This window comes from Microbacterium sp. SY138 (assembly GCF_039729145.1).
Lineage (GTDB): Bacteria > Actinomycetota > Actinomycetes > Actinomycetales > Microbacteriaceae > Microbacterium > Microbacterium maritypicum_A.
Map to the genome: position 1 here is coordinate 41,872 of NZ_CP155793.1, position 12,873 is coordinate 54,744.

The window sequence follows — 12,873 nt, forward strand, 5'->3', positions numbered from 1 at the left end:
CACCATGACCACTCCCGTCCTTCTCGACTGCGATCCGGGCCACGATGACGTCTTCGCGATCTGGCTCGCAGCCGGAAACGACGCCATCGACCTACGCGGGGTGACCACTGTCGGCGGCAACGGCTACCTCGAGCACACGACCCGGAACGCGCGGATCGCCCTCACCGTCGCCGGTGTCGAGAACGTGCCGGTCGCGGCAGGTGCCGACAAGCCGCTCACCCGTGAGCTGACGCCCGGGGCATGGATCCATGGGGAGAACGCCCTGGGTGGGCCCGCCCTCCCGGAGCCCACGGTGCCGCTGGACCCCCGTCACGCGGTCGAGTTCCTCGCCGACACTCTCGCCGCCTCACCGGAGCCGATCACGCTGATCCCGACCGGCCCCCTCACCAACATCGCGCTCCTGCTGCAGCAGCACCCGGAGGTCGCGCCCCAGATCAAGGAGATCATCTGGATGGGCGGCTCGACCGGCCGCGGCAACGTCGGCGCGTACCCGGAGTTCAACGCCTGGGCCGACCCGGAAGCCGCAGCGGTCGTGTTCGCCTTCGGGCTGCCGCTGACGATGGTCGGGCTCAACATCTCCCATCAGGCGCTGATCACCGAAGAGGTGATCCGGCGGATCGGTGCGGTCGGCAACGAGACAGCGGCCTTCGGCGTGGAGCTGCTGCGCTTCTTCTGCAGCACCTACGAGAAGGCGGAGGGAATGCCCGAAGGCCCTCTGCACGATCCCATCACCGTGGCGATCGCGATCGACCGCGCCGTCGCATCGATCCAGCGCTGCCACGTCGACATCGAGACCGCGGGTGAGTTCACGGCGGGCGCGACCTGCGTCGATCTTCACGACATGCTGGGCAAGGAGCCGAACACCGACGTCGCGATCACCCTCGACGTGCCGAAGTTCTGGAACCTGGTGACGGATGCTGTCGCGGCACTGGCCTGACGTTCAGCGCGGCGCGACGAGCGTCGTCGACTCGGCCACACGCAGACTCGGCGCGAGGCGGCTGAGCACGTACGGGGCCTCGGGATCGTCCATTCGACGCACCAGCGCCTCGGTCGCCTCCCGGGCGAGCTCGTCGAACGGCTGCACCACGGTCGTCAACCGCGGTTCGCATACGTCGGCGAGCATCGTGCCGTCGAAGCCGGTGACCTGCACATCGGAGGGCACGCTCTTGCCGGCACGTTTCAGCGCCGCGATGGCCCCGGCAGCGACGAGGTCGTCGCCGGCGATGATCGCATCGGGAAGAGGGCCGCGCGCCAGCAGCTCCTCCGCAGCCCTCTCGCCGAAGGCAAGCAGGTACTCGCCGAAGATGTTCTGTTCGCGGGGCATCGATCGGGTGCGCACCGTGGCCTCGAACGCCGCTCGTCGTTCACGGCCCACGGAGGTGACGTCGTTGCCCGAGACGAGCACCACACGGTGTGCGCCCCGGGCGGTGACGTGCTCGACGGCGAGATCGATGCCGGCGTCGTTGTCGACACCCACGAAGTCGGCAGGAAGATCGAGCACGCGACGGTCGAGCTGCACGAGCGGAACCCTTCGCGCGGTGTCTGCGACGGCGTCGAACGAGAGCTCGGCGTCGGAGGGGACCACGAAGATGCCCTCGACGCGACGTTCGACCAGCATGCGGAGGCGGTCGCGTTCGCGGTCGACCTCGCCGTGGGAGTCCGCGATGACGAGATCGAAGCCGCGGCGCTGCAGATGGTCCTCGAGGCGGTGGATGAGCTCACCGTAGAAGGGGTTGCTGATGACCGGGACCACGACGCCGATGGTGGCGCCGGTGCCGGCGCGCAGGCCGCGGCCGATGAGATTCACCCGATAGCCGAGTCGCTCGGCCACCTCGGCCACATGCTCCGCGGTGCGACCGGACACCCGGTCCTTGCCGTTGAGGGCTCGCGAGACGGTCGCGATGGACACACCGGCGGCGGCTGCCACCTCGTGCAGCGTGACGGACGCCTTCTTCACCACGACTTCCCACCCTGACCGGTGCCGCCGTCGACACCATCAGTCCAAGATAGGGCGTGCGTAAAGGATTACGCACGCGAACAGCCAACGATTCGACACGAAGAAGTGAGCAATGACCAATCAAGTAGATGCGGTTCGCACCCGGACCAGCGTGGTGTCGCTGATGATCGCCCTCCTCGCCGCGTGCCTGGCCTTCCAGCTCAACGCCAGCATGCTGAGCCCCGCGCTGGTGACGATGGAGCGCGAGCTCGATGCGACGTCGACCGAGATCGCCGCGACGCAGACCGTCTTCTTCACGGCCGCCGCGCTGTTCACCCTGTTCCTCCCCCGCCTGGGTGACCTGATCGGGCGCCGACGCGTCCTGGTCGGAATGCTCGTGGTGATGGCGATCGGCTGCGTCGTCGCGGCGCTGGCCACCAACGTCCCGATGCTCTTCATCGGTCGCCTCATCCAAGGCGTCTCGGGGCCGGTCGTGCCTCTCTGCCTCATCATGCTGCGGGCGGCCGTCAAGGATCCGAAGGCGTACGGGACCCTCCTCGGTGTCGTCACGGCGGTCAACGGAGGGATCGCCGGTGGAGATGCTCTGCTCGGCGGATACCTGGCGACGAACCACGGCTTCGCCTCCATCTTCTGGACGATGGCGGGTGTGGCGATCATCGCTGCGCTCACCGTGCGATACCTCGCCCCGGAGACGATGGCCGACGACCGCCCGCGTATGGACTGGTGGGGATCACTGCTGCTGGTCATCTCGGTGGGGTCGATGCTCGTCGCTCTCAACGAACTGGGCGCGCTCGCCGAGGCGAACCTGGTGCTCGTGATCGTTCTCGCGGTCGTCGCCGTCGTGGCGTTCACCTCTTTCTGGAAGCTCGAGGGCAGGATCGACGATCCGCTCGTCTCGACGGCCCAACTCAAGCAACGAGCCACCTGGGCGCTCAGCGCCACCTCGCTGCTCACCCTGTCGGGGATCTTCGCGATCATGAACGGAGTGGTCCCCGCCCTCGCGCAGGACACGGCGATGAACCTCGCGATGACTGCCGAGGAGGTCTCATTGTGGATCCTGATGCCCTACGCGCTCGCCGGCCTCCTGATGGGACCGCTCAGCGGCAGGCTCGCCGCCACCGTCGGGTACCGCACGATGCTGCGCATCGGGCTGGGCGGCACCGTCGCGGTGCTCGCGATCATGGTCGCCAATGTCGAGACCTCATCCCGGTTCGTCCTGCTCCTCCTCTCCATCGCGGTCGGCGTCACCTATGCCGGGATCGGCAACATCATGCTCAACGGCCTGGGTGTCGTGCTGTCGCCGAAGGACCGCCCTGGCTCGCTTCCCGGCCTGAACACGGGCGCCATCAACCTCGGGGCGGGACTGAGCTTCGTCGTCATCTACGCGGCGCAGACCTCGTTCGCCTCCGGAGCAGGCGATGCGACGGCGGGATACGTCGCGGCACTGATCACCGGGGCGGTGGTGCTGGTCGGCGCCCTCGTCTTCTCGATGTTCATCCCCAAACCCGTGACCGCCGAGCTGTCGCGCTAGTCCGCGTCACAGAGGGCCCCTCGCCCGCCCCGGGCGGGGGTCCTCGTCATCGAACACTCGGGAAACATCCGTCCGTAGTACGACGCCGCCGCTACCTTCGGCCGATGCTTCCCCGTGCCGTCCCGGCGACGATGGAAGTCCACCCTCCCCAGAGAAGACGTTCTGTGACCGCACGCACCCCAGACCCCCGTTTCGCTCTCGCTTTGGCCGCCGTCGGGCTCAGCACCTCGGCGCTCGCGCTCGCCGCGTGCGCTTCGGCTGCCTCCTCCGCGTCCCCCTCCACCGCCCCCGCCACGGGAGAAGATGCGCCAGCCCACCACGGCGGAGACAAATCGAAGGCTGCTGGTTAGTCTGGCCGGTATGACGGACGAGCCGAAGCCCTCGACGAAGGCCCGTCCTCGTACTCTGATCCGAGATCAGGTGTACGCGCGGTTGGCTCAGGAGATCGTGACCGGACGCCTGGCTCCGCTCGAGGAGATCCGCGATCAGGACCTGCAGGCCGAATACGGCGTCTCCCGCACACCGATCAGGGAGGCCCTCATCCGGCTCGCCGACGTGGGCCTGGTCGAGATGAGCTCGAACCGCTTCACGCGGGTGGCCCCCATCGATCTGCGGGCACAGGCGGATCGCGCCGAGGCCGCTGGCGCGCTGATCGCCTACGCAGCCGCGAAGGTGGTGCCCGCCCTCACCGACGCCCAGCTCGACTCCCTCGATGCCCGCGTGCAGGCGATCCTGGACTCCGACCTCACTCGCGGAGGGATGCCGGACGGGCTGCGGCTCTGGTTCGCCCTGTGGGTCGAGGTGATCGAACTCGCCGACAACGCGATCGTGACCGAGATCCTCGATCGCAACCTCGTGCTGCACCTGAGCCGCTCGGTACAGGATCGCCCTCTCCCCGAATGGCTCGGACAGCAGCAGCGCGTACTCGTGGAGCCGCTGCGGGTGGCGTTTCGAGCGCGAGACGGCGCGGCCGCACGGGATGCCGTCTTCGAGCTCTTCCGCGTCACCACGGTCGAGCCACTGCGGGCGGCGCTGACCGGCGAATGGCGGCATCCCGGTGAGTAGCCCGGAGTCGGAAAGGCGCGCGGGTGCTCCCTCGTTCCTGTCGGTCGAGATCCTCGACCTCGTCGATCGGAAGGATCTGGACGCGCCGAGACCTGTGGCCACACGGCTGGAGTCGGTCGTCGAGGCACTGACCCGCAAGATGGAGACCGGCGAGCTGCCCCCGGGAGCCGCGTTGACGGTCTCGACGCTCGCGAAGGAGCTCGACGTCGCCACGAACACCGTGCGCGAGGCGATATCGATCCTGACGGTGCAGCATCTGGTCGAGGCTCGTGCGCACAAGTCGTCGGTGGTGGCGACCCCCACACGCGCGTGGCTCGCGGCCGTCGTCGCGGAATGCTCCGGGCTGTCGACTCTGGCCGCGACCCTGGGCATCGCGCGGGCGACCCCGAGCGAGCGCCGGGCGTTCCGGGTGGCCGCCGAGCAGGCGATCACGGCATGGCGGGCGCAATCCGTCGATCACCGGGTCGCGTCCGGCTTGACCTGGAACCTCTTCCAGATACTGGCGTCCTACTCGCGAAGCCAGTACCTCGAAGCGATGCACGCCGCCAAGCGTCCCGCCCTCGTGCTCGGGTTCACGCACCTCGGGCGCGAGCGCAACGCCGCGATGGTGACGGGCGCGGTCGCGGAGCTTCTCGAAGCGGTCGACGACGGGGCCGCGCACGAAGGGGCGGAGATCGTCGGCGACCTCTACGTCTACGTGCTCGATGACCTCATCCTGAACTGACCGCGCACCGATATTTCACTGGGCCGGTCGGAGAGTGGATACCGTTCAGTAGTCGCCTTCTGAGGGCGACCGCCCAGCATCCCTGGCTTCCCCGCCGTCACGGTGATCGTCCCCAAGATCACCATCGAGGGGTGCTGCGCCTCGTTCGTTGGCCGCCGTTCCCCACGGCGGCCGGCGGACGTCCATCCGGTGATGAAGAGTGTGAGCCGACCGCTGCCGGATCGTGAGGAGAGCGCGGCCGGCGATCGGGACGGCCGTCAGCCCAGCGGCCCCTCGAGAACGGTGAGCACGTCGACCTCCTCGAACCCGACCGACCTGTTGAGGGCGAGCATCGGCTCGTTCGTCAGCGCCGTGTACGTCTGCAGGAAACGCGAGCCGGCACTCTCCGGAACGCTCAGGAGTCGGCGGAGGTTGGCGACCTTCAGCGCACGCCCGATGCCGCGAGCTCGAACCCGCTCCTCGACGAAGGTGTCGTCCTGAAGGGCGATCGTCGGATCGGGCCGAGAGAGCAGGATCTCGGTGTAGCCGACGGAGTGCCCGTCGATGCGAGCGACGCTCCGCACCAGGGCATACCCCTGTTCCGACATGCGCTCCTCGTTCCGGCGGACGGCCGCGACATCGACGGGCGCGGCAGTGCGTGTCAGGTCGCCCATCGGTACGTCGTCCGACATGTGCGCGCGCAGCCGAGCCCAGTCGTCGAGAAGCTCCTCCGGACAGGCGTCCACCCACGAGATGACCTCGACGTTCGACGGCGGGCCGGGGAAGCTGTCGAGGATGCCCTGCGGCAGCGGGAGATCGACCACCTGCCGGCTCTCGCGGACGCCGATCCGCATGCCCTCGGAACGTGCGAACGAGACGCCGGCATCGGAGTACGTCTCGGTGCGCATCACCGTGGCGGTGCCGCGCAGGGTGTTCCGCACGGCGTGGAGCAGCGCACGGGCGACTCCGCGTCGACGGAACGCATCGAGAACGGCGATCTCGACGTCTGCCGGTTCGCCAGGGTGCACGTGCGCCTCGGCCGCGCCGACCGGCACTCCGTCGATCTCCGCGAGCAGCAGCACCGAGCTGCGGGTGGGATGGGGGTTCTGGAACTGCAGGCGCGTGGCCTCGTTGCTGCGGGACCACGCCTTCTGACGGCCGAAGGCGCACCCGTCGCGGAGGATGCCGTTCCACCGCAGCAAGAGGGTGACGTTCTGCGGATCGACGGGTTCGACGCGGATGCTCATCGCGGTCACGACGCTTTCGGGGGTTCGACGACGGGCGGGTGCATGACCAGGGTGCCATGCCAGGGAGGCGTTCATCCCTTTTCGCGCTGTCGCGGAGCCTCTGAGAGGGTGGAGGCAGGACCTGCCCTGAACGATGACGAGCGGTGAGCGATGAGTGGACCTGAATCCCCGATGGTCGCGGTCGAGGGCGCATCGACGCGGTGGTCGCCATGGTGGCTGGCCTCCGGAGTGCTCTTCATCGTCTCGGCGCTGCTGGCCGCGTTCCGCAGTCTTCCCGGGTCGCTCGAGGGGAATGCTCTCGTCGGCATCTCGACGGCGGCGACCGTGGCCTTCAGCCTCGCGCTCGCCGCGGCCGGGGTCGGAGCTACACGTCGTGACGGCACCCTGCGGCCGCCGAGGTCCGCGGTCATCTCCCTCTTTCTCCTGGCGGTCTGGCTGCCGGTCGGTCCCCCGTCGCTGGCGGCGTCGTTCGACATCACGTCGGCTGCACCGATCTACGTGGACGCCCTCGTGGAGTTGGGGCTCAGCGGAACGATCGTGGCAGGTGTCCTCCGCAGTCCACTCGCGAAGCCCTGGAACGTGGTCCCCGCGGGCGCGCTCGCCACGGTGATCCTGGGGTCGTTGATCGAGGTCGCCGTGATGTCCGGCAGCGTGACCGATCAGAATGCGATGATCCTCGTCTCCCACGTGCTGACGCTGACACGAATCCTCGCCACCGGAGCGATGGGAGCCGTGGCCATCCAGGCCGCGCGCTCGCGGAGGCGATCGGTGGTCGTGTTCGGGGATTGACCCTCGTTCTGCGCATGTCGGTCGCCCCGCTCCCGCCGGGCGACCGACGCTCCCGTCAGGCGGCCGACACGTATCCGTTCGAGGAGTCGTCCTCGACGAGGACGTACGCGAGCAGGCCGTCCGTCTGCGGTCGTGTCCGCCGCCACACTCGCTCGTGTCCACCGGTGGCGTAGTCGAGCACGATCCATTCGGGAGCGTGCGGATCGCGCCGTCCGACCACGTATGACGTGCTACCGAGGCCGACGGATCCGAGCTGGGCGACGAACTGATCGTCGTCGAGGGAGGCGGGCGGTGTACGGCAGAGCTCGGTCGAGCGGATGTGCATCGTCTGCGCGGCCTGCGCGGCTCGCCGTCTCATGCGAGGTCACCGGCTCGGACGCCCAGCTCGCTGGTGTCGCGGAGACCGTGCGCGTCGAGGTAGGCGCGGATGGTGTCGTGGACGATGCGGATCTGCGCCTCGTTCCCCATGGCGGCCTGCATCGTCCCCATCGTGGGTGCCGGCTTGCCGTTCACGCGGTCGAGCGCCTCCCAGACGATGTCCTCGCGGGAGCCGCGGCCCATCGAATGCGGCATCGAACTGAACACCGGGTTCGGTTTCCAACCGGTTCGGGTCTCCTCCATCAGTGATTCCTCTCCTCTGTCTCCTGGCGCCGTCGAACGCGGGTGCATCCGTTCTTGCGCGTGGGCGCGCCGAACACCCCCTGGGGCCAGAGACCCCCGACGGACGGCGCGCTGTCCTGCGGCCAGGAGCCTTCCCGCAGAGCTGTCGGATGCCGACGGAGGGAAGGACGATCTGGCCGTCCGGTTCCCTACGACAGTAACACTTATTTTTAGTCATTCAAAATAAGGAGGTGGTCCGAGTGGGTCGGAAGCGCCGAGAAGGCCCGATCCACGGGGGACCGGGCCTTCTCGCGGGGTGGGTGTCAGGCGCGCGGAGCGTCGTTCCAGGACCAGATGTCGTCGCCGCGCAGCACGGCGTCGGCACCGCCGTCGCAATAGATGGTCTGACCTGCCATATGGGTGTTGGCCGGGCTGGTCAGCCACACCAGCAGCTCGGCGATCGACGATGCGGGCTGGTGGTAGTTGAGGGGCATCGGCACGGCGGCGTCGACCTGTGCCAGGCCCTCAGGGCTCGCCAGCAATCCGGCGGTCATGGCCGTGGTGACCGTGCCGGGCGCGACGGCGTTGAGGGGGATCCCCGCACCGGCCCAGGCGTCGGAGACCGACGCGCGTCGCACCCAGCGCGAGAGGGCGCGCTTGCTCGAGGAGTAGTTGAGGAACCCTCCCTCAGCCGTGGCGGCGAGCTGATCGCCGATCTCGAGGGCGAGGGGCTCGTCGCCGCTCAGTGCCGCGTCGACGAGCTCGGCCGAGACGGGCTGCAGCGATGCCATCGACGACACCACGGCGGCGCGCGGCTGGTCCGCCAGGCTCAGGTTCGGCAGCAGCGCGGTGAGGAACTCGGTCACACCGAAGTAGTTGATCGCCATGGTCTTGGCGATCGGCGCCGCGATCCCCGCGCACGCGATGATCGCGTCGATGCCTCCGTCGGCGGTGGCGAGCACGGCGTCAGCGGCGGCCGCGCGGCCTTCGGGAGTCGAGAGGTCGCCTGTGACCTCCACGCCGGCGAGGTCGACACCGATCACGGTGTGTCCGTGCGCGCGAAGCAGCTCGGCGGTCGCGGCGCCGATGCCGGATGCGGCGCCGGTGACGACATAGGTGCGGGTCATGATTCCTCCTGGGGTGATGAGACGGCATCGGACGGCGACCGCGATACGGTCGCCTGCGTCGCCCCTGGTAGGGCGGCGACGAAACGGCTGAGGTGAGCCTGGAACTGGGCGATCTCCTGTGTCGACCAGCCGGCGAGGGCGCCGCCGACCATCTGCTGCCCGGCGGCGACGAGTCGTCCGTAGGCTTCGCGGCCCGCGTCCGTCAGGCGCACATCGACCGTGCGGCCGGAGCGGACCCGGTCGAAGAAGCCCTGCGCCGACATCCGCGAGACCAGCTTCGACGTCGTCGGGCGCGACAACGCGGCTCGATCGGCCAGCTGACTGAACCCCAGGGAGCCGCCGCTCATGCCGACCAGGTACAGGCTGCGCACCTCTGCGGCATCGAGGGATCTGTCGACGCTCTCGGCGACCTCTACCTGCAGCTCGCTCTGCGTCCACTCCGCGACGACGCCGACCAGCGCCTCACGGATGTCTTCGATCCTGCCCTCGATCGCCACAAGCTCATCATATCAGCTCAGTTGCGTGAGGCAACTGTAAAAGGAGGGTTGTCCGTCAAGAGAGGTCGGCCGCCGTCGCGACGACCGTGGCGTACAGATCGGCGATGCCGGCGAGGGCTGCGCGGTGCAGCTGCGCGGCCGACACGTCGCCGACGACCGAGGGGAGGCTTCGCGTCGCGGTGGCGGCAGCGACCACCGTCGGACGGTTTCCGCGGAGGAAGGCGCCCTCGGTCGTGTAGGTGACGCACATGTGCGTCATGAACCCGGCGATCACGACATCGTCGTGGCCCGCGGCGTCGATGAGGTCTCCGAGCTCGGTGCCGACGAAGGAGTTCGGAGCGGTCTTCACGACGACCGCCTCCCCGTCGGTCGGAGCGACACGTTCGTGGATCGCGCCGATGTCCTCGCGGATGTCGTACGCCGAGCCGACCCCGCCGTCGTGCTGCACGTGGATCACGGTCGCACCGGCGCTGCGGGCCCGCATGAGGAGGTCGGCCGCGGCGTCGAGGGCGGCGTCCCACCCGTCGAGCTCCATCTCTCCGCGGGTGTAGGTGTTCTGGAAGTCGACGAGGATGACGGTCGAGGCCGCGAGGGCGGCAGGGGCGTCGACGATGCCGCTCAGGGCGCGGAGTGTGGATGACGTGGTCATGAGGTGTCCTCTCTCGGGTCGTCTGTAGTCTTGTTGACCCGAACGACTCTGAACAGCCGGATTCGGGTCAGCCGTCGCCGTGATCGGCTCGCCCTAAGGATGGAGGGACGCGCAATGAGCGCACCGCGTGTGACCGTGATCGCCGTCGACGGCATCAGCCCCTTCCACCTGTCCGTTCCGTCCCTCGTGTGGGGAGGCGAGACGCCCGTCGGCGAGATCGATCCATGGCCCATCCGCGTCGCGGCGCTGCGCGCGGGCACGCTCCGCACCTCCGCCGACTTCGACATCGACGTGCGACACGGGCTCGAAGCGGTTCGCGGTGCCGACGTCGTCGTGGTGCCGTGGTGGGGCGAGCCCGACCGGGCGGCGTCGGATGAGCTGTCGAACGCGCTGCGGGACGCGCACGACGAGGGAGCCGAACTGGTCGGACTCTGCCTCGGCGCTTTTCCCCTCGCCGACAGCGGCGTGTTGGAGGGTCGCACCGCGACCACGCACTGGAAGTGGGCCGACGTGTTCCGGCACAGGTTCCCCCGCGTCGCGCTCGAACCGGACGAGCTGTACATCGACGAGGGGCAGATCGTCACGGGAGCAGGCGCCACGGCCGGGATCGACGCCTGCTTGCACCTCCTCGCCCGCCGAGAGGGCCAGCTCGTCGCGAACCGGGTCGCCCGGAGGATCGTCGCACCGCCCCATCGCTCCGGTGGACAGGCGCAGTTCATCGAGCGGCCGGTTCCGGACGCGGGAGGAGCCCCGATCGCCGAGGCGATGCGATGGAGTGCCGCGAACCTCGATGCCGATCTGTCCATCGACGTCCTCGCCGCTCGAGCCCATCTCAGCCGGAGTTCGTTCACCCGGGCATTTCGGGCGCAGACGGGGTCGACGGTGGCGAAGTGGGTGCTCGCGCAGCGGCTGGCGGCGGCTCGGGAGCTGCTCGAGGCCACGTCGCTCCCGGTCGACACGGTCGCATCGACGACCGGGTTCGGCGGGGCCGCGCTCTTCCGCCAGCACTTCGGTCGTGCATTCGGTGCGACTCCGAGCCAGTATCGGTCGGCGTTCCGAACCACCTGAGTGGATGCACGCCGCCCCGCGGAGGCAGGGGGCGGATCATCCTCCCCCTGCGCCCGCGGGGCGCTGTCGGTGTCGGGGCCGATGTCACACGGAGACGGACTCCTCGGACGCCTCGCTCCGTGCCCGCGGCTTCGTCATCCAGATCGCGGTGACGATCGCGCCGACAAGGGCGAGGATCGCCGCGCCCAGGAAGGCGGCGGAGTACCCGCGCGTCAGGTCGACCGCCGTCGGAGCGGTGCCCGAGATGCCGTAGACGATCGCGGTGAGGACGGCGAGCCCGAGGGCCGATCCGATCTGGTAGCTCGTGCTCACGAGTCCGGAGGCGACGCCCGTCTCCATCGGAGGTGCGGCGTTGATCGCGGTGCCCAGCGACGGGACGAAGGCGAGCGACATCCCGAGCGCGGCGAGGAGCGACGCCGGCAGCACGTCCGCGGCGTAGTCGCCGTCCGGGCGGACGAACGAGAGCCAGAGGAGGCCGCCGGCGAGGATCAGCAGGCCGCTGACGATCATCGACCTGGCTCCGAACCGCGCAAGGAGGCGAGGGGCGAGGGCGACCATCACCAGGACGACCAGGCCCGTCATCGGCAGCAGAGCGGCACCCGCGGCGAATGCGCTCGCCCCGAGGACCTGCTGCAGGTAGAGGTTCAGGAAGAACCACATCGACACCCAAGCCGCTCCGAGGAGCAGCTGGGCGCTGTTGGCCGCGGCCAACAGCGGTGCACGCAGCAGCCCGAGGCGCAGCAGGGGGTTCCGGCTGCGTGCCTGGATCACGAAGAAGATCGCGAGCAGGACGATTCCGGCGCCCACGAAGGTCAGGGTCGACCAGGTGAGCCATCCGACCTCGGGGGCATTGACGACGCCGTAGACGACGGCAGCGAGACCGAGGGTGACGGTGAGAGCACCGGCCACGTCGATCGATCCGGCGACCGTGCGGACGGTGCGAGGGAGGGTGGAGGCCGTGAAGGCGAGCACGAACAGCGCGATCGGCACCGTCACGTAGAACACCCACGGCCAGCTCGCGTACTCGGTCAGCACTCCGCCGAGGAAGACACCAGCCGTGCCGCCGATGGGGGCGGCGGCGCCGTACACCGCGAACGCCTTGGGAAGGTCGGAGGTGCCGCCGAACAGCATCATGAGCAGGGTGAGCGCGGCGGGAGCGATCAGAGCGGACCCGGCACCCTGAATGGCACGACCGGCGATCTCAAGCCCGACGTCGGTGGCGGCGCCGGCGAGGAGCGAGCCGATGATGAGGACGATCCACCCGCTCACGAAGATCTTCCTCGCGCCGAACGCGTCGGCCAGGCGTCCGCCGAGCAGCAGCAGACCGCCGAACGCCACGACGTAGGCGTTGAACACCCACGACAGTGATTCCGGAGTGAAGCCCAGGTCGCGCTGGATATCGGGCAGAGCCACTCCGATGATCGAGGTGTCCATGATGACGACGAACTGCGCCGTGGCGATGAGGACGAGCCCGAGCCAGCGCTGGGTTCGGGAGATGGGCGGGCGGGACATGGGTTCCTCCTGAGGGTGCGTGCCGGTGGGTCCGGTCAGAGATCACCATATACCCATAGGGGGTAGGGGTATCCAAAATGTCTGGAAGGGGTCTGTTCGCGTCGAGACCTGACGAAGGCCCGGACCTC

Annotated in this window: 14 protein-coding genes; 6 read left to right on the forward strand and 8 right to left on the reverse strand. The window is 69.0% G+C overall.

The window, feature by feature from the left end; all coding sequences use genetic code 11:
- The first annotated feature begins 4 nt into the window (after nucleotides 1-4).
- Nucleotides 5-937 carry a nucleoside hydrolase gene (locus tag ABDC25_RS00220; protein ID WP_347124201.1) on the forward strand — a complete coding sequence of 311 codons (933 nt, stop codon included), beginning with the start codon at nucleotides 5-7 and terminating at the stop codon, nucleotides 935-937.
- 3 nt (nucleotides 938-940) lie between these two features.
- On the opposite strand, the gene ABDC25_RS00225 is transcribed toward ABDC25_RS00220, so the two are convergent.
- Nucleotides 941-1,960, reverse strand: coding sequence for a LacI family DNA-binding transcriptional regulator (locus tag ABDC25_RS00225; RefSeq protein WP_021201344.1), 1,020 nt, complete (start codon nucleotides 1,958-1,960; stop codon nucleotides 941-943).
- A gap of 109 nt (nucleotides 1,961-2,069) precedes the next feature.
- Between ABDC25_RS00225 and ABDC25_RS00230 the strand changes: the two genes are divergently transcribed.
- The 3 genes from ABDC25_RS00230 to ABDC25_RS00240 all read left to right on the forward strand — a co-directional run bounded on the left by ABDC25_RS00230 (nucleotide 2,070) and on the right by ABDC25_RS00240 (nucleotide 5,277).
- The gene (locus ABDC25_RS00230) at nucleotides 2,070-3,488 is read left to right on the forward strand and encodes an MFS transporter (RefSeq protein WP_031208155.1); all 1,419 of its coding nucleotides are present in this window, start codon (nucleotides 2,070-2,072) and stop codon (nucleotides 3,486-3,488) included.
- Between the two features lie 360 nt (nucleotides 3,489-3,848).
- A complete protein-coding gene (locus ABDC25_RS00235) occupies nucleotides 3,849-4,553 on the forward strand; it encodes a GntR family transcriptional regulator (protein WP_021201342.1) in 705 nt (234 codons plus the stop codon).
- A complete protein-coding gene (locus ABDC25_RS00240; RefSeq protein WP_152525978.1) occupies nucleotides 4,546-5,277 on the forward strand; it encodes a GntR family transcriptional regulator in 732 nt (243 codons plus the stop codon). The genes ABDC25_RS00235 and ABDC25_RS00240 overlap by 8 nt, the downstream gene beginning before the upstream one ends.
- 257 nt (nucleotides 5,278-5,534) lie before the next feature.
- Here the strand turns inward: ABDC25_RS00240 and ABDC25_RS00245 are convergent, their stop codons facing one another.
- Nucleotides 5,535-6,503, reverse strand: coding sequence for a GNAT family N-acetyltransferase (locus ABDC25_RS00245; RefSeq protein ID WP_347124205.1), 969 nt, complete (start codon nucleotides 6,501-6,503; stop codon nucleotides 5,535-5,537).
- Nucleotides 6,504-6,653: 150 nt separating this feature from the next.
- Between ABDC25_RS00245 and ABDC25_RS00250 the strand changes: the two genes are divergently transcribed.
- Entirely contained in the window at nucleotides 6,654-7,292 is a 639-nt protein-coding gene (locus ABDC25_RS00250; protein WP_347124207.1) for a hypothetical protein, read from the forward strand.
- A gap of 55 nt (nucleotides 7,293-7,347) precedes the next feature.
- Here ABDC25_RS00250 and ABDC25_RS00255 read toward each other — a convergent pair whose 3' ends face one another.
- The 5 genes from ABDC25_RS00255 to ABDC25_RS00275 all read right to left on the reverse strand — a co-directional run bounded on the left by ABDC25_RS00255 (nucleotide 7,348) and on the right by ABDC25_RS00275 (nucleotide 10,165).
- On the reverse strand, nucleotides 7,348-7,650 hold the full coding sequence (locus ABDC25_RS00255; protein ID WP_021201338.1) for a hypothetical protein: 303 nt from the start codon (nucleotides 7,648-7,650) through the stop codon (nucleotides 7,348-7,350).
- A complete protein-coding gene (locus ABDC25_RS00260) occupies nucleotides 7,647-7,913 on the reverse strand; it encodes a hypothetical protein (protein ID WP_347124209.1) in 267 nt (88 codons plus the stop codon). Before ABDC25_RS00260 ends, ABDC25_RS00255 begins: the two co-directional genes overlap by 4 nt.
- 302 nt (nucleotides 7,914-8,215) lie before the next feature.
- The gene (locus ABDC25_RS00265) at nucleotides 8,216-9,019 is read right to left on the reverse strand and encodes an SDR family oxidoreductase (protein WP_021201336.1); all 804 of its coding nucleotides are present in this window, start codon (nucleotides 9,017-9,019) and stop codon (nucleotides 8,216-8,218) included.
- Entirely contained in the window at nucleotides 9,016-9,516 is a 501-nt protein-coding gene (locus tag ABDC25_RS00270; RefSeq protein WP_021201335.1) for a MarR family winged helix-turn-helix transcriptional regulator, read from the reverse strand. The genes ABDC25_RS00265 and ABDC25_RS00270 overlap by 4 nt, the downstream gene beginning before the upstream one ends.
- Before the next feature lie 55 nt (nucleotides 9,517-9,571).
- Nucleotides 9,572-10,165 carry an isochorismatase family protein gene (locus tag ABDC25_RS00275; RefSeq protein WP_029259495.1) on the reverse strand — a complete coding sequence of 198 codons (594 nt, stop codon included), beginning with the start codon at nucleotides 10,163-10,165 and terminating at the stop codon, nucleotides 9,572-9,574.
- A 114-nt stretch (nucleotides 10,166-10,279) separates the two neighbouring features.
- Between ABDC25_RS00275 and ABDC25_RS00280 the strand changes: the two genes are divergently transcribed.
- Nucleotides 10,280-11,233, forward strand: coding sequence for a helix-turn-helix domain-containing protein (locus tag ABDC25_RS00280; protein WP_167254931.1), 954 nt, complete (start codon nucleotides 10,280-10,282; stop codon nucleotides 11,231-11,233).
- A gap of 84 nt (nucleotides 11,234-11,317) precedes the next feature.
- On the opposite strand, the gene ABDC25_RS00285 is transcribed toward ABDC25_RS00280, so the two are convergent.
- Nucleotides 11,318-12,745, reverse strand: a complete 1,428-nt coding sequence (locus ABDC25_RS00285) for an MFS transporter (protein WP_347124212.1) — start codon at nucleotides 12,743-12,745, stop codon at nucleotides 11,318-11,320.
- Nucleotides 12,746-12,873 lie beyond the last annotated feature (128 nt).